Source organism: Streptomyces sp. NPDC048278, assembly GCF_040652195.1.
Taxonomy (GTDB): domain Bacteria; phylum Actinomycetota; class Actinomycetes; order Streptomycetales; family Streptomycetaceae; genus Streptomyces.
Genome location: NZ_JBEZLP010000018.1, coordinates 76,054 through 93,016 on the forward strand (window position 1 = coordinate 76,054; position 16,963 = coordinate 93,016).

Sequence of the window (16,963 nt, forward strand, 5' to 3'; positions counted from 1 at the left end):
TCAGCCCAGGTGCCACTTCTGGTTGGACGCCCCGGTGCAGTCCCACAGCTGGAGCCGGGTGCCGTTGCCGGTGCCCGCGTCCTTGGCGTCCACGCACTTGCCGATCACCGTGTTGACCAGGTCGTGGGAGCTGTTGAGGTTGAACTTCTGGGCCCAGCCGCCGTTGCAGGTCGCCAGCTGGACGGTCGCGCCGTTGCCCTGGGAGGCGTCGGCGATGTCGAGGCACAGGCCCATGGAGCGGACGCTGCCGTCGGAGCGGAAGACCCACTTCTGCCAGGCGTCGCCGTCGCAGCCCCACAGTCGCAGCGGGGAGCCGTCGGTGCCGGCGTGGGCGCTCACCTCGACGCACTTCGAGGAGGCGTAGCCGACGATCGTGTCACCGGCCGCGGTGGTCGAGGAGGCGGCGTGGGTGGCGGCCGGCTTGGACGCCGGCTTGCTGGTCGCCTTGTCGCCGGTGGTTCCGGTGCCTCCGCTGCCACCGGTGCTCGCGGCGTGGGCCGCCTTGGTGCCGTCCGCCGCCTTGTCCGGAGCGGCGGAGTCCGCCGCCGAGGAGGAATCCGTCGTGGTGTGCGCGCCCTTGGCGGTGCCGGGCTTGGTGCCCTTCGGGTCGTGCGGCGGACGGCCGCTGCCCTGTCCCGTCGCGGAGGGGGAGCCGGTGAGGCCTGCCGAGCCGCCCTCGGCGAGCTGGGGCACGGTGCCGTCACCGACGGCGGCGGCGCGCGGGGCGGGGTCGTCGTCGTTCGGCAGCGCCATGAACGCGGCGCTGCCGAGTCCGAGGACCAGCAGGGCGCAGGCGGCGACCACGGCCCCGACGACCCGCGCACCGCGCTCCGGCCGGGGCTGGCCGGAGCCTGCCTCGTCCCGTGTGCCGGGCGTGTCCGGCCGCACGTCGGGCGACCGGAACAGCCGTCCGGGACCACCGTCCGGAGCGGCCTCGGCCACCGGCTCGGGCGCGGGCGTCGGCGTCGGCGTAGACGTGCGGTCGGATGCGCTCTCGCCCTGCGGGGCGGACGTGGGACCACCGGGCGCCACCGCGGCCTCGGACGCGGACCCGGCCTCGGACGCGGATTCGGACGCGGATTCAGACGCGGTTTCGGCCTCGGGCCCGGACTCGGACTCGGTTTCCTGGAGCCACGGCAGTGGGCGTTCCCAGACGGCCGGTTCCTCCGGTGTCTCCGGCTGTTCTGTGGTGTGCCCCATGTCTGCCTGCCCGTCTGCGCGTCCGATGTTCCCCGGCGCGCGAATCTAGGGCCGCGGCGGCGGGCGGCCCGCCGTTCGCCGCGGACTCTGCCCCGCAGGACCACGATGACTTCCCCTGCGGGGCGGTGGGGAAGCGTCGGGTTTCGGCTGCGGGCCGGTGGGGGTTGCTCGCGCAGTTCCCCGCGCCCCTTACGGGGCACGTCCCCGGCACAGCCCCACGGCCCTGACCGGGCACACCCCAGCCACGGGCACAGCCCCACGCGCCCTACGGGGCACACCCCGGCCACGGGCACAACCCCACGGCCCTTACGGGGCACATCCCAGCCAGAACCACAGCCCCGCAGCCCTTACAGGGCACGCCCCACCCACGGCGCACAACCCCACGCGCCTCACAGGGCACACCCCACTCACGACCACAGCCCCGCAGCCCATACGGGGCGCGCCCCACCCACGCGCACAACCCCACGCCCCTCACAAGACACGCTGTACCCACGAGCACAACCCCACGTCCCCCACAGGACACGCCCCACCCACACGCACAACCCCACGCGCCTCACGGGACACGCCCCAACCACGACCGCGGCCCCACGCGCCTTACGGGGCGTCCCGCCCCTTACAGGGTTCCCGAGCGTAGGGCGAAGGCGACTGCGTGGGTGCGGTTGCGTAGGCCGAGGCGGTTCATCATTGCGCTGACGATGCTTTTGATGGTGCGTTCGGAGTAGTTCAGCTTCTGGGCGATCTCCGCCGTCTCCAGGCCCTCGGCCAGCAGGCGGAGCACGTCGACCTCGCGGGTCTCCAGGCCGGACGCGGTCACCCCGAGCGGCGCCAGGACATCGCGCTGGACCGCCTGCAGGTGGTCGACGAGTCGGCCCTGGACCAGGAGCGGCAGGGCGGCCCCGCCGTCGGCCACCGCGCGTACGACCTCCACGACCCGGTCGTACGTGGACTCCTGGCGCCACATCACCCCGCGCAGTCCGTGCCGCATCGCCCGGAGCAGATGGGCCTCGCCGATGTGCTCGGTGACCAGGACGAACGCCATGCCGGGGTGGGCCGAGCGACCGCGCACCGACTCCATCAGCAGCACCGTCTCCTCCGTGACGTCGGGCGTGAACAGGAGCACCACGTCCGCGTCCCCGTGCTCCTCCTGCGGCACCACCCTCAGCCCCGGGTATCTGCGCAGGCACGAGACGGCCCCCTCGCCGGTGATCGGGTCACCGGCGAGGACTGCGATCGAGATCATCCCCAACGTTCCTGCGTTCCTTCCGGGCGTGGACCGCCGCTCCGAAGCGGCGCCCGAGGATCGTCACCGGACCGCCTTAACGCCAACTTGGCGTGTACTTGGCGAAGCTGCCCCTCCGGCCAGGCTTCGCCGTCCGCGGGGGCGGACATCCGCTTCCCCCACCGGGGCGCGGACGGCCGCCTGCCTACGCTCCACGCGCGGATCCCACCGCGCGCACGCCAGGAACAGCAGCAGAGAAGAGAGCACGTTGAGCACCGTCGTCGCCAAGCGCTCGCCGCGTGCCGAAGGCCCCCCGATGCCCGAGGGCCAGGTGGAACTGGCCGAGCCCCCGGTCCTCGGCGAACCGGCCACCGCCGACTTCGGTTCGGTGATGACGTACCTGCCGATGGGCCTGGGCGCCGGGGCCATGGTGCTGATGTACTCGGTCGGCAGCGGCGGTTCGTCCATGTACATGATGACCGGGATGATGGGCGTCGCCATGGTCAGCATGACGCTGACCCAGATCGGCCGGCCCGGCGCGGAACGGCGCCGCCGAATGCGCGCCGAACGCCGCGACTACCTGCGCTACCTCGGCCAGAAGCGGGTCCAGGCCCGGCAGGCCGCCGCCGACCAGCGGGCCGCGCTGCTGTGGGACAACCCCGAGCCCCGCGACCTGTGGGCGCTCGCCGCCGGTCCCCGGCTGTGGGAACGCAGGCCCGGGCACGAGGACTTCGGCCGGGTCCGCATCGGTCTCGCGACCCGGCGCGCCGCACTGGAGTTCCTGCCGCCGCAGACCCGGCCGGTGGAGGACCTGGAACCGCTGTGCGCGATCTCGCTGCGCCGGTTCACCAAGGCCCACCAGACCGTGCCCCTGCTGCCGGTGCCCGTGTCCCTGGGGCGCTTCACCAGCGTCGAGTTCACCGGCGAGGCCACCGAGGCGCCGGCCCTCGCCCGGGCGATGCTCGGGCAGCTCGCGGTCCTGCACTCCCCCGACGAACTGCGCGTCGCGGTGCTCGGCGACGAGGCCGCGCGCCGCGAGTGGGACTGGCTCAAGTGGCTGCCGCACAACGCCCATCCGGCGGCGGAGGACGCGGCCGGGGCGGTCCGGCTGGCCGCCGGCGACCACGACGAGCTGATGGACCTGCTCGGGCCGGACGTCCGCGACCGCCCCGACCACGACCCCGCCTCCTCGCCCAGCGTGGCCGAGCCGCTCACGGTGATCGTCGCGCAGGGCGTCCGCCTCCCGCCGGCCTCGCGGCTGCTGGGCGCCGGGATCCGCGGGGTGGTGCTGCTGGACCTCACCGGCGCGGTGCCCGGCGGCCCCAAGGTGCTGCGGCTGACGGTCCGCGACGGCCGGGTGGAGTTCCCGAGCGGCACCGAGAACGTCGGCGGCCGGGCCGACCGGCTCGGCCGCGTCGAGGCCGAGGACCTGGCCCGGGCGCTCGCCCCGATGCGCACCGGCGGCGGGGTCGACCTGGTGGACCAGCCCCTGGAGTCCGACTTCGACCTGGCCACCATGCTCGGCATCCGCGACGTACGCGGCTTCGACGTGGCGGCCAAGTGGCGGCCGAGGCTGGCCCAGGAGGCCCGGCTGAAGGTGCCGATCGGGGTCACCGAGGACGGCGAGGTCGTCGAGCTGGACCTGAAGGAGTCCGCGCAGGGCGGCATGGGCCCGCACGGGCTGCTGATCGGCGCCACCGGCTCCGGCAAGAGCGAACTGCTGCGCACGCTGGTGACCGGCCTGGCCGCCACCCACTCCTCCGAGATCCTGAACCTGGTCCTGGTGGACTTCAAGGGCGGCGCCACCTTCCTCAACATGGACCGGCTGCCGCACACCTCCGCCGTCATCACCAACCTCGCCGACGAACTCCACCTGGTCGACCGCATGCGGGACTCCATCAACGGCGAGATGATCCGCCGTCAGGAGCTGCTGCGGGAGGCCGGGTACGCCTCGCTCTACGAGTACGAGAAGGCGCGCGCCGCCGGGGCCACCCTGGCGCCGCTGCCCTCGCTGCTGGTCATCGTCGACGAGTTCTCCGAACTGCTCGCCAGCAAGCCGGAGTTCGTGGAGCTGTTCGTCTCCATCGGGCGGCTCGGGCGCAGCCTCGGGGTGCATCTGCTGCTCGCCTCGCAGCGGCTGGACGAGTCACGGATCCACCGGGTCGAGGGACACCTGTCGTACCGGATCGCGCTGCGTACCTTCTCCTCGATGGAGTCGCGCAGTGTGATCGGCACCTCCAGCGCCTACGAGCTGCCGTCCGCGCCCGGCAACGGCTACCTCAAGGTCGACACCACCAACCTGGTCCGGTTCAAGGCCGCGTACGTGTCCGGGGCCGCGCCCGCGGCGCCGGGTCCCGAGGAGACGGGCGGGCGGCAGGGCGTCGTACGCGAGGTGACCGCGTTCGGGCTGGACCGGCAGGGGCCGGGCGCGGCGGCCGGCGAGGCCGAGGAGGCCGCCCGGCTGGTCTCGCTCGCCGAGGAGCAGTTGCGCGACCCGGGCGCGGAAGCCGCGGCGGAGCCGGAGGGCGGCGAGGACAGCCTGCTGGAGGTCTTCGTCGGACGGCTGGAGGACAGCGGCCCGCCGGCCCGGCAGGTCTGGCTCTCCCCGCTCGCCGACTCGCCGGGCCTGGACCAGCTGCTGCCCGGCATCGTGCCCGACCCGGAGCGCGGCATGGGCGCCGCCGACCCGCGCGTGCAGGGCGCGCTGCGGGTCCCGCTGGGCATGGTGGACCGGCCGTTCGAGCAGTTGCGCGAGCTGCTGACCGCCGACCTGTCGGGCGCCGACGGCCACATCGGCCTGGTGGGCGCCCCGCAGACCGGCAAGTCGACGCTGCTGCGCACCCTGATGCTGTCGCTGGCGCTCACCCACACGCCCCGCGAAGTGCAGTTCTACTGCCTGGACTTCGGCGGCGGCGGTCTGGTCTCCACGGCCGGGCTGCCGCACGTGGGCTCGGTGGCCACCCGCCTGGAGCGCGACCGGGTACTGCGCACCGTCGAGGAGCTGACCCAACTCCTGGAACAGCGCGAGCAGTTGTTCACGTCACGGGGCCTTGAGTCGATGGCCGCCTACCGGGCGCTGCGCGCCGACGGCACCCTCGACGACCCGTTCGGGGACGTGTTCCTCGTCGTCGACGGCTGGGCCACGCTCCGCCAGGACTTCGACGACCTGGAACAGCGGATCATGGAACTCGCGGCGCGCGGCCTGTCGTTCGGCCTGCACGTGGTCGCCTCCGCGGTCCGCTGGTCCGAAGTACGGCCCCGGCTGCGGGACATGCTCGGCACCAAGCTCGAACTGCGGCTCGGTGACTCGATGGAGTCCGAGGTCGGCTCCCGCGCCGCGGCCGGTGTCCCGCACCGGCCGGGCCGCGGCCTGACCGGCTCGGGACACCACTTCCTGTCCGCGCTGCCCCGGCTCGACAGCTCCTCGCGCACCGACGACCTGACGGCCGCCACCAAGGCCGCGGTCGCCGAGATCGACACGTTCTGGACCGGCCCCCGGGCCCCCGGCGTCCGGCTGCTGCCGACCCGGCTCGACGCCCGCCGGCTGCCCGCCCCCGCCGACACCCGCGACCTGCGGTTCTGCCTCGGCTGGGACGAGCAGCGGCTCGCCCCCGTCTGGCACGACTTCGGCACCACCCCGCACCTGCTGGTCTACGGCGACGGCGAGACCGGCAAGACCAACGCCCTGCGCCTCGCCATCCGCGCCATCACCGCCCGCTACCGTCCGGAGGAGGCCAGGATCCTGCTGGCCGACCCCGGCCGCGGACTCCTCAAGGACGTCCCCGAGGAGTACCGGGTCGGCTACGTCGTCGACAACGACGCGCTCGGGAAGCTCGCCGACAGCGCCGCCGTGTCCGTGGCCAAACGGGCCCCCGGCGCCGACGTCACCCCGGAGCAGCTGGAGAAGCGGGACTGGTGGACCGGCCCGCTGCTGTTCGTCCTCGTCGACGACTACGACCTCTTCGCCGGCGCGCCCGGCACGCCCTCCCCGATGAACCCGCTGGTGCCGCTGCTCGCGCAGGGCGCCCACATCGGGCTGCACCTGATCGTCGCCCGCTCCACGTCCGGCGCCATGCGGTCCGTGATGGACCCGCTGATCCGCCGGATGTGGGAGCTGGGCAACCCGGCGCTGCTCTTCTCCTACCCCAAGGAGGAGGGCAAGTTCATCGGCGAGGCCAAGCCCCGCACCCTGCCCGCCGGCCGCGCCCAGCTCGTCACCCGGCGCACCGTCCAGCTCGTCCAGACCGGCCTGGTGTCGGCGGCGCCCGTCCCCACAGGAGCACGATGACCACCGCCCCGGCCCCGGCCGGCCCCACCACCGCGCCCGCCGCCGGCGGCGCCGCGCCGCTGCCGTCCGTCCGGGTCACCGAGGTCTGCCGCCTCACCGTCGAGGCACCGGCCGGCCGGGCCGACCTCGCCGTCCCGGTCACCACCCCGGTCTCCACCCTGCTGCCGGTGCTGCTGCGCCAGGCCGTGGGACCCGGCGTCGAGGGCACCTCCTGGGTGCTGCAACCGCTCGGCGCCGAACCCCTCGACCCGGAGGCGACCCCGGAGAGCGCCGGGCTGCGCGACGGCGACGTGCTGCACCTGCGGCCGGCTGACGCGGCGCTGCCCGCCCTGCACTTCGACGACGTCTCCGACGGCGTCGCGCACACCGTCGGCGCCGGAACCGGCCGCTGGCGCCCCGAACTCACCCGGCGCCTCGGTCTCGCCCTGTCCTGCCTGGCGCTGGCCGCGCTGGCCGCCGCACTGCTCGGCGCCGGTCCCGGCCCGCGCACCGCGGCGGCGGCCGGGGCGGTCGCCCTGGTGCTGGCCGCGGCCTGCGCGGCGGCGGCCCGCGCCGCGGCCGACCGCGGCGGCGTACTGGTCGCCGGGGTCGGCGCGTTCGGCTTCGCCGCGCTCGCCGGGACGGCCCTGCCCGAGGGCCCCGGCGGCGGGTTCGCCCCCGGTCCCACCGGTGTGCTGCTGGCCGCCGGGTACGTGGTGGCGCTGGCCGGCGTGCTGCTCGCACTGGGCGCGCTGCCCCTGGTCGTACCCGGCACGGTGCTGCTCACCGCGGTCGCCGCCGCGGTGGGCGCGGGGCTCGCCCTGGCCACCGGACTGCACGGCGTGCAGGCCGCCGCGGTGGTCGCGGTGAGCCTGTTCGTGCTCGGCCACCTCGCCCCCCGGCTGGCCCTGCGCACGGCCCGGCTGCGGGTGCCCCAGCTCCCCCACGACGCCGAGGAACTCCAGCTCGACATCGAGCCCGAGCCCGGCGAGACCGTGGCCGCCCGGGTCGCCGTCGCCACCGCCTGCCTCGACGCGATCGGCATCGCCTCGGCGCTGGTGTGGGCGGTCGCGCTCTGGCTGCTCGCCGACCGCGAGCCCGGCTGGGCCGGCTGGCTGCTCCCGGTCTCGCTCAGCCTGGCCGTCCTGCTCCGGGCCCGCGGCACCAACGGCACCCTGCAACGCGTCCCCGCCGTGCTGGCCGGCGCCTACGGCCTCGGACTCGTCCTCATCGTCCGGGTCGCGCCCACCGGTCCCGGCGGCCGGGCCGCGGTGCTCGCGGTGCTGCTGGCCGCCGCGCTGCTGCTCCTTCTCGGCGCCTGGCGGCTGCCGCGGGCCCGGCTGCTGCCGGTGTGGGGGCACTTCGGCGACCTCCTGGAGACGGTCACCGCGATCGCGCTGCTGCCCCTGCTGCTCCAGGTGCTGCACGCGTACGGCTACTTCCGCGGCCTCGCGGGCTAGGGGCGGCGGCAACCATGCAGACGCGACGCGATCACGTACAGGCCTACCAGTTCGCCATGGGCCGCCTCGCCTCCGCCCTGGTCAGCGGCGACCCCGGCCGCGGCGACAGCCCGACCCGGCGGTCCGCGCTCGGCTCGGTCTTCGGGGTGGGGCTCGTGGTGCTGCTGTGCGCCGGGTTCGGGGTGTACGGGCTGATCTCGCCCGTCGCCGGGGACGGCTGGCGCAAGGACGGGGCGATCGTCCTGGAGGAGGACACCGGCAACCGGTACGTGTACGCGAACGGCGAGCTCCGCCCCGTCCGCAACTACGCCTCCGCGCTGCTCATCGCGGGCGAGCGGACCGCGCCGGAGACGGTGTCCGCGAAGTCCCTGGCCGGGGTCCCGCACGGCACCCCGGTCGGCATCCAGGGCGCCCCGGACACGGTGCCGGACGCGTCGGCCCTGACGACCGGCGCGTGGGCACGGTGCCTGCCGGGGCAGGGGGCGGCTACCGGGAAGGGGGCCGCGACCGGGACACAGGCCGGGACGCAGGCCGGGACGGAGACAGGCGCTCAGGCCGGGACGGAGACAGGGACGCAGGCCGGGAAGGGTGCCGTCGGGAAAGCGGGGGCAGGGAACGGGCAGACTCTCGTCTTCGGCGGGTCCGCCGCGGCGCTCGCCGCCCTCCCCGCCGACCGGCAGGTGCTGCTCAGCGGCCCCGGGGGCACCCGGTACGTGCTGTTCCGCGACGTCAAGTACCCGGTCCCCGGCGCCTCGACGCTGATCGCCCTCGGCCTGGACGACCAGACGGCCCTCCCCGCCACCGCCGACTGGCTGGCCGCCGTGCCCACCGGAGCCGCGCTCACCGCGCCCGTGCCGCCCGGCGCCGGGAAGGCCGCCGGGAAGGTCGCCGGACAGACCGCCGAGGTCGGCCAGGTCTTCCGCACCAGCACAGGCGGCACCGAGCACCACTACGTGATGCGCTCCGACGGACTCGCCCTGGTCAACGCCACCGAGTACGCCCTGCTCGCCGCCCGGCCCGGGGCACCGGCGCCCCGGCAGGTCGGGCAGCCGGACATCGCCGTCGCCCCGGTCTCCGCGGACCACGGCGGCGCGGGCTGGATACCGGACCTGACCGGTGTCCGCGCCCTGGCCGCCGGCGGCACCGTCTGCCTGACCGAACTCGCCGACGCCGGGGCCCGGATCACCGTGGGGACGCCCGGCGCCGGCGGGATCGTGCTGCCGGCCGGGGCCGGTGTGCTCGCCGTACCGGAGGGCGCGCGGACCGAGACCGAGTACCTCGTCACCGAACAGGGCCTGAAGTACCGCATCGCCGACACCGACGCGGCCCGGGCCCTCGGGTTCGGGAACACCAGGCGCCGGCTCACACTGCCCGCGGGCGTCCTCGCCCTCGTCCCCGACGGTCCGGTGCTCAGCCGCGCCGCCGCGGCGAAGGGCTGATCCCGATGGCCCGGCTCCGCCTGCGCTCGACACCCGTCGGCGACGCCCTGCTGATCCATCCCAAGGGCAGGTTCGACGACCGGGCCGCCGCGTTCGCCGGGGGGATCGCCGAGGACCCGCTGCACACCCTCGCCGTGGTCGACCTGCCCGGCGGCGCCCTCGCCACGGAGTGGGAGTCGGTGGCCCGGCTGCTGTCGTCCGCCCGGTACGGCAGCCCGCGGCTGGTCTTCGGCCGGAGCGGGCCGGACGAGGTCCGTACGGCGTGCCGCCGCATCGCCGACCGGCTCGGGCGCGACGTGCTCGCCCCCGACGGCGACCTGGTCCCGACCGTCGACGGCGGCCTGTTCGTGCCCGGCGAGGACGGTGCGGCCTGGCTGCGGTTCCGGCCGGGCCACGACCCCGAGCCCGTGGCACAGCGCTTTCCCAAACCGCACTGGGAGTTCTCGGTGCCGACCCGCACCACGCCGGTCGGCGCGGCTGCCGTGGCCCAGCCGGTGCCGGCCGGTGTGTGGCTGCGCCATGCCGACCGGGACCCCCTGGCCGCACACCACGGACGTGCGGTCGCCGCCGCACCCACCGACCCGCACCTCTGTGTCGTCGTCCTCGGCAGCCCCGGCACCCCGCCGCTGTCCCCCGGCGACGTGGCCCGCTTCTGGGACACGGTCCTCCCCGGCGCCCGCCCGGCGGTGCGTTTCGTCCTGTACGGCGCCCTCGACGTGCCGGGCGGCCCCGCCAACCCCGGCCAGGCGCTCGCCGACGCCCTGGGCACCCCGGTGGTCCTGTACGACACCCTGCCCACCGCCGCCCCCGACGTCCGGACCACCCCCTCCGCGACGACCTGCCTGCCCACCGACACCGCCCATCCGGCCCCCGCCGCAGCCGTCGTACCGCCGACACCGCCGACACCACCGGCACCACCGGCACCGACCCTGCCGCCCGTCCGCACGGAGTCCGGCGCCGACTCGTCGGCGGCCCCCGTCGACACCGACGCCGGGGACGCGACGGACCTCTCGGAGGCCCCGACCGTCCGCAACCCGACCGGCCCCGAGAACGGCAACGCGGACCCGGTCACCGAACCCGCCCCCGGGCAGGGCAGCGGCGCGGCAGACCTTGACGAGGCCCCCACCGTACTCAGCAGATCCCGCACCGTACGGAACGAAGCACGGGCCGGCACACCGCAAGCGGCGCCGGAGCCGGAGCCGACGCCCATGCCTCCGCCTCCGCCTCCGCCTCCGCCCACGCCTCCGCCCACGCCCACGCCCACGCCCACGCCCACGCCCACGCCCACGCCCACGCCCACGCCCACGCCCACGGCAGGATCCACGCTCCCGTCCGAACCCACCGCGCCTGCCGAACCCGTCGCCGCCGCCCCCGTCTCACCCCCCGCTCAACGGCCCGTACCCCCCACCCCACCGCGCTTCCGCCTGGAGTCCGCCGCGCCCGAGGCGGAGATCGCGGAGATCGCGGAGATGGGCGGACTCGACGCGAGCCCTGAGCCGGATGGGGCTGACGCGGACGTTCCCGCGCCGCCCGCCGGTTCGGGGCCGGGCCCCGGTCCCGTACCGGGTCACGCCACCGGCGAGACCGCCGTGCCGTCGGCTGCCGCGGGAGCGTCCGCCGTGCGGGTGCAGCCCGTGCCGCGGGCCGCGGCCTGTGCGCTGCCGCCGGAGCGGGGGGTCGCGCAGGAACGGGACTGGCTGCGCCGGACGTTCAGCGAGCAGTACAACGCCCTGGCCGGCTCGGTCTCGCGCGTGATGTCGGAGTCGCCGGGACTGCGCGGCCGGTCCAGGACGGAGGCCGCGGACGCGCTGACCGAACTGGTCGCCGTACGCCTGTACCTGTCCGGCGACCCCCGCCTCGCCGACGCGGCCGTGCGCGAGGCGGCGCCCGGGCCGCACGTACCGCTGGCGCGCTGTGTGACGGCCGGGCTGCGGCGACTGCCCTCCTACCGGGGCCCGGCGCTGCTGCGCACCCGGCTCGGCGACGCGGAACGCGCCTGGTACCGCGAGGGCAGGCTGGCCACCGAGTGGGCGTTCTGCCACGCCCGTACGTCGCTGCACCCCGGCCCGCGCGGCAGCGGCGCCACCGACGTCCTGATCTGGTCGATGACGGCGCGGCGGACCAGTTCGCTGGATCCGGCCGTCCCCGACCGGGTGGTGTTCCTGCCGGGCACCGTGTTCCGGGTGCTGCGTGCCGAGGGCCCTGCGGTGCTGATGCGTGAGCTGTCCCCGTCGGAGGCCGCGCAGAACAGCGGCGGCGGCCGGGACGAGGTGGCGGCGAAGCTCGACGAGATCGCCGTCAAGGGCCTGGAGAAGATCCTGGACGCGCTGGAGCGGACCGGCACCGACGCCGCGGCCGAGAGCGCCGATCCGCCCGGACTGATCGTGACCCCCCGTGCGGTCCGCACAGAAGGAGTCGAGCCGTGAGCAGGCAGGTGTTGCTGGTCGCCCCGGACCGGCCGGGAGCCCACCGTACGATCGCCGGCGCGCTGGCCGAGGCGGCGGAGGGGGCGCTGATCACGGTCGCCCCCGGCCGGTACGAGGAGTCGCTGGACCTCGTCCGGACCGTGACCCTGGCCGCGGAGGGCGGCGCCGGGACGGTACGGGTGCACGCGCCCGCCGGGAGCACGGTCGTCGTGCAGGCCGAAGCGGTGCAGCTGTCCGGGCTCGTGCTGTCCGGCGCCGACCGGGAGGCCCCGGTCCTGGACCTGCGGCGCGGGCAGTCGGCGCTGGACGGCTGCCGGATCGAGGGCGCGGCGTGGACGGCCGTACTGGCCTGGAACGAGGGCACCCTGGCGGCCCGCGGCTGCCGGGTGACCAACCCGCACGGCGCGGGTGTCGTGGTCACCTCGCACGGTGCGAACGTGCTGGCCGACACCGAGATCACCGAGGCCGGTTCCTCGGCGGTGGTGGTCGCCGAGCACGGCCGCCTCGACGTACGGGACTGTCTGCTCGACCGCCCCCGGGGCAACGGCGTCTGCGTCAACGGCAACGCCGTCGCGACCGTCGAGGCGACCCGGATCACCGGCAGCGGAAAGCCCGCCGTCGCCGTGGAGCAGGAGGCGCGGGCCGCGCTGCTCCGGGTCACCGTGACCGGCAGTACCGCGCTGGACGCGTATCTGACCAGCCGGGGCGAGACCACGCTCACCGACTGCGCGTTCTCCGGTTCCGGCGGCCAGTCCGTGCACGTCGCCGAGGGCGCCGCGCCGCATCTGCGCGGCTGCGCGGTCACCGGCGCGGCCCGCGGTGGCGTCCAGGTCACCGGGGGTGCCCAGCCCCGCCTGGAGGACTGCGAGCTCACCGGCACCCCGGTCGGGCTGCACGTCACCGGCGCGGGGAGCACCGTACGGGCGACGGGGCTCGTCGTCCGGGACGCGGCGACCGCCGCCGTGCAGGTCGCCGACTCGGGTACCGCCGAGCTGGAGCGGCTGACCGTGACCGGCGGTGCGGGCGCCGGGGTCCGGGCGCAGGGCGGTGCCCGGGTGACCCTGCGGGACGCCGAGATCGCGATGACCGACGGCGGTCCGGGCACGACGGGGCTGGGGCTGGCCGGGTCGGCGAGCGCGTTCGTGGCCGGGTCCGTGCTGCGCGGGTGCGGTGCGGTCGTCGGCGAGGACGCGGAACTGACCGCGCACGACACGGAGTTCACCGGTTCGCCGGGCGACGCGGTACGGGTGCTGGCCGGTGGTTCGTTCACCGCCGTCGGGTGCCGGATGACGGGCGCGCGGGGCCGGGGCGTCAACGCCCACGCCGACGCCCGTACCGACCTCGGCAACTGCGCGGTCCAGGACAACGCCGGCGACCGCCCCGCCGCCCGTGCGGAGAACCGGGACCGCCCGGCCGACCGCGCGGGCGGAGGCTTCGGCGCAGGCGGTGGCCGAGGCGGCGGAGGCGGCGGACGCTTCGGCACGGACGGCGAAGCGGACACCGGCGGCACCCCGGACGGTTTCGGGCCCTCCGGCCCCGCGGCGGACCCGGACGTCTCCCGCTCCGCCACCGGACCGCTCGCCGAACTCGACGCGCTGGTGGGCCTGGAGAGCGTGAAGCTGGAGGTCACCGGGCTGATCAACCTCAACAAGATGACCAAGCGGCGCACCGAGATGGGCCTGCCGATGCCCCCGATGAGCCGCCACCTCGTCTTCGCCGGACCACCCGGCACCGGCAAGACGACCGTGGCCCGGCTGTACGGCGCGGTCCTCGCCGAACTCGGCATCCTCGGCCAGGGGCACATCGTCGAGGTGGCCCGCGCCGACCTGGTCGCCCAGATCATCGGCGGGACCGCCATCAAGACCACGGAGGTCTTCAACCGGGCGCTCGGCGGGGTGCTCTTCATCGACGAGGCGTACACCCTGACCAACCAGTCGCGGGGCACCGGGCCGGACTTCGGCCAGGAGGCCGTCGAGACGCTGATGAAGCTGATGGAGGACCACCGCGACGAGATCGTCGTGATCGCGGCCGGCTACTCGGAGCACATGGACCGGTTCCTCGCCTCCAACCCCGGTATGGCGTCCCGTTTCGCCCGGACGATCGAGTTCCCGAACTACTCCCCCGAGGAACTGGTCACCATCGTGCGGGGCCTGTGCGCCAAGCACTACTACGAACTCTCCGCCGACGCCCTGGACGCGCTGTCCCGCTACTTCGAGACCGTCCCCAAGGGCCCGACCTTCGGCAACGGCCGGGTGGCCCGCCAGGTCTTCGAGTCGATGATCGGCGCCCAGGCATCCCGCCTGGCCGCCCACCCCCCGGGCCACGACCACGAACTCAGCCTCCTCACCGCCGCCGACATCCCCCCGGCCCCCCGCCCACCGTCCCCCACCCCGGAGCCCACCCCCACCCCCGCCCCCACACCTGCACCCACGGCGGCACCCACACCCACACCCACACCGGCACCGGCACCCGCACCGGCACCCACACCCACACCCACACCCACACCCACACCCACACCCACACCCACACCCGCCGACGGCGATTCCGCCCCACAGGGGCCACCCGCACCCGACAACGAAACCGTCACGGGTGGTGCGGGTGGGAAAACGATCGCCGAAGGCGAAGCCGAGGCGGCGGCCACCCGCCACCTCACCCCCCTCACCTCCCTCACCCCGGTCACCGAAGCCCTGGCCGCCCGCCTGGCCACCCTCGCCACCCTCGGCCAAGGCGCCGCAGGCCAAGGCACCGCAGGCCTCGCCGACGTGGCCCTGGAGGGCCCCCCGGGAAGCGGTCGCCGCGCCGTCGCCGCCGCCTACGGCCGCGCCCTCGCCGAGCTGGGCGTCGTAGCTTCCGGCGCGTTCACGCACGTACCCCTGTCGGCCGTCCCCACCCGCTGGACCACCCAGCCCCGCGCCTTCCTCGCCGACGCCTTCCGGCGCGCGTCCGGCGGCCTCCTGGCGGTGACGGCCGACCCCGCCTTCGAGTCCCGGCCGCAGGCCGAACGGCACGCGGTCGCGGACGCGTTGACCGCGGAGACGGCGGCCCGCGACGCCGCCGGCCGGTACGGCCCGGTGCTCGTGCTCTGCGGCAGCGCCCCGCGCCTGATGGAACTGCTGCGCACCCGTACCGACCTGGCCGGGACGTTCGCCGAGTATTTGCGGCTGCCCGCCTGGACCGGCGCGGGTCTCGCGGAGCTGACCCGGCGGCGCCTCACGGTGCTCGGCTTCGACGTGCCCGCCGACGTCGTCGCCGCGCTCGCCGCCCAGGACCCCGCGCACGGCGCGTACGGCGCGCACCGGCTGGCGGACCGGATCGCCGCCCGCGCAAACGCCCCCACGCTGGTCCCCGCCGACCTCACGGGCGAACTCCCGCCGGCCGACGCACCGCAGGGCCCACCGCAGAACGCACCGCAGGACGCACCGCACGACGCGCTGGTGGCCGGCTGACGGACCGCAGGGACAGAGAATCACGGCCGGTCGGGCAGCGAGCCCGGCATCCGGCCCCGTACCGGCACCGCCGCGGACCACCATCACGAAACGACGACCCTCACGTCCCCCACAGGAGAGGAACAGCCATGGCCGCCAACACACAGACATCGGTCGACACTTCGGGCATGCTGACCGCCCAGGGCAGCTTCCAGACCGCCCTGGACGAGGTCAACAACACGTACACCCAGATGCAGAGCCAGATCGACGCGCTGCGCTCCAGCTGGACCGGCGACGCCTCCAGCACCTTCCAGAGCGCGATGGACACCTGGATGACCGACTTCGGCACGGTGAAGCAGCAGTTGGAGCTGATGCTGCAGAAGCTCCAGGCCAACACCGGCAGTTACGACACCACCCATCAGCACACCTCGGACGCGGCCACCCAGCTGCACAAGGCCATGTCCACGCCGCTGCCCGGCTTCTGATTCAGCGTCACTTCACCGCCCCACCAGCCCCGCCCACCCCACCAACGAGGAGCGACCCGTGCCTACGTACACCGTCAACATGAACCAGGTCGAGTACGTGGTCGGCGAGATGACCGCGATCAGCGGGAAGATCCAGTCGGCGCTGACCGACCTGGACGACAGCGCCAAGGTCCACCTGAGCGAGTGGACCAGCGACGCCCGCGCCACCTACGACATCGCCAAGGCCAAGTGGGACGCCGCCGCGGCCGACATGGTGACGCAGGCGCAGAACGCCACCAACGCCCTCGGCCAGATCAACGAGTCCTACTACGCGGGCGAGCGGCACGGCGTGAGTCTCTGGGAGCAGTGAGATGGCGAACGAGACCGCCGACAGCGACCACGGCAGCAGCGATCCGAACGTCAACGACAACGACTTCGACGGGAACGACAGCAGCAGCGGCAACGGCAACAGCGGCGGCTCCGGCGATCACCACTACCACGGCGGCACCGACGTCCTGCACGTCCCGGGGATCCTCTCCGACCTGCACCCCTTCGTGCCGCCGCCGGTGCCGGGCGGTGACGGGCACAACGGGACCTCGGTCAGCACGCCGTCGCTGGACCTGTTCGCCTCCAACATCGACCTGCTGATCCAGCCGGTGCGCGACGTCGCCACCGGTCTGAGCGATGTCGCCATCGCGCCGGGCGCCTTCTACCACGCCAACAAGATGCGGACGACCGTCAACGGTCCGAACGCCGACGACGGGCTCAAGAAGAGTTACGGCGAAGCCCTTTCGGCCCTGGTCCGGGGCCTGACGGACCTGCGCGACGGTGTGCGGGGGCTGAGCCTGAAGTACACGACGACCGAGGACGCCAACAACGCGACGGCCCAGGACCTGGCGGACGCCTTCACGACGACCACCGCCGACTTCAACACGATGATGACGTCGAACGGCGGCAGCGGCACGACCACCACAACCACCACGACCGGCACCGGTAACTCGAACGGCAACAGCAACGGCAACACCGGTACCGGCAACTCGAACACCACCACCTAGGCGGGCTC

The 16,963-nt window shown here is 74.9% G+C and carries 10 protein-coding genes; 8 read left to right on the forward strand and 2 right to left on the reverse strand.

Annotated elements, in window-relative coordinates:
- On the reverse strand, positions 1-1,200 hold the full coding sequence (locus tag AB0D74_RS28515) for a ricin-type beta-trefoil lectin domain protein (RefSeq protein ID WP_362592974.1): 1,200 nt from the start codon (positions 1,198-1,200) through the stop codon (positions 1-3).
- 613 nt (positions 1,201-1,813) lie between these two features.
- Complete coding sequence (locus AB0D74_RS28520; RefSeq protein ID WP_362592977.1) at positions 1,814-2,440, reverse strand: response regulator transcription factor; 627 nt, start codon at positions 2,438-2,440, stop codon at positions 1,814-1,816.
- 247 nt (positions 2,441-2,687) lie between these two features.
- Here AB0D74_RS28520 and eccCa point away from each other — a divergent pair, with 247 nt between their 5' ends.
- From eccCa to AB0D74_RS28560, 8 genes are all read left to right on the forward strand, one after another.
- A complete protein-coding gene (gene eccCa / locus AB0D74_RS28525) occupies positions 2,688-6,707 on the forward strand; it encodes a type VII secretion protein EccCa (RefSeq protein WP_362592980.1) in 4,020 nt (1,339 codons plus the stop codon).
- The gene (gene eccD, locus AB0D74_RS28530; RefSeq protein ID WP_362592983.1) at positions 6,704-8,146 is read left to right on the forward strand and encodes a type VII secretion integral membrane protein EccD; all 1,443 of its coding nucleotides are present in this window, start codon (positions 6,704-6,706) and stop codon (positions 8,144-8,146) included. Before eccCa ends, eccD begins: the two co-directional genes overlap by 4 nt.
- Positions 8,147-8,160: 14 nt before the next feature.
- Entirely contained in the window at positions 8,161-9,585 is a 1,425-nt protein-coding gene (locus AB0D74_RS28535; protein WP_362592986.1) for a type VII secretion protein EccB, read from the forward strand.
- A 5-nt stretch (positions 9,586-9,590) separates the two neighbouring features.
- On the forward strand, positions 9,591-12,011 hold the full coding sequence (locus AB0D74_RS28540; protein ID WP_362592988.1) for a hypothetical protein: 2,421 nt from the start codon (positions 9,591-9,593) through the stop codon (positions 12,009-12,011).
- Positions 12,008-15,457, forward strand: a complete 3,450-nt coding sequence (locus tag AB0D74_RS28545) for a right-handed parallel beta-helix repeat-containing protein (RefSeq protein WP_362592991.1) — start codon at positions 12,008-12,010, stop codon at positions 15,455-15,457. Before AB0D74_RS28540 ends, AB0D74_RS28545 begins: the two co-directional genes overlap by 4 nt.
- A 128-nt stretch (positions 15,458-15,585) precedes the next feature.
- The gene (locus AB0D74_RS28550; protein ID WP_362592994.1) at positions 15,586-15,921 is read left to right on the forward strand and encodes a WXG100 family type VII secretion target; all 336 of its coding nucleotides are present in this window, start codon (positions 15,586-15,588) and stop codon (positions 15,919-15,921) included.
- 58 nt (positions 15,922-15,979) lie between these two features.
- The gene (locus tag AB0D74_RS28555; protein WP_362592997.1) at positions 15,980-16,270 is read left to right on the forward strand and encodes a WXG100 family type VII secretion target; all 291 of its coding nucleotides are present in this window, start codon (positions 15,980-15,982) and stop codon (positions 16,268-16,270) included.
- A 1-nt stretch (position 16,271) separates the two neighbouring features.
- Positions 16,272-16,955: a hypothetical protein gene (locus tag AB0D74_RS28560; RefSeq protein ID WP_362593000.1), complete on the forward strand. Its 684-nt coding sequence runs from the start codon at positions 16,272-16,274 to the stop codon at positions 16,953-16,955.
- Positions 16,956-16,963 lie beyond the last annotated feature (8 nt).

Coding starts and splice junctions, on each gene's coding strand:
- AB0D74_RS28515 (WP_362592974.1), bottom strand. CDS start 1,200: ATGGGGCACACCACAGAACAGCCGGAGACACCGGAGGAACCGGCCGTC.
- AB0D74_RS28520 (WP_362592977.1), bottom strand. CDS start 2,440: ATGATCTCGATCGCAGTCCTCGCCGGTGACCCGATCACCGGCGAGGGG.
- eccD (WP_362592983.1), top strand. CDS start 6,704: ATGACCACCGCCCCGGCCCCGGCCGGCCCCACCACCGCGCCCGCCGCC.
- AB0D74_RS28535 (WP_362592986.1), top strand. CDS start 8,161: ATGCAGACGCGACGCGATCACGTACAGGCCTACCAGTTCGCCATGGGC.
- AB0D74_RS28540 (WP_362592988.1), top strand. CDS start 9,591: ATGGCCCGGCTCCGCCTGCGCTCGACACCCGTCGGCGACGCCCTGCTG.
- AB0D74_RS28550 (WP_362592994.1), top strand. CDS start 15,586: ATGGCCGCCAACACACAGACATCGGTCGACACTTCGGGCATGCTGACC.
- AB0D74_RS28560 (WP_362593000.1), top strand. CDS start 16,272: ATGGCGAACGAGACCGCCGACAGCGACCACGGCAGCAGCGATCCGAAC.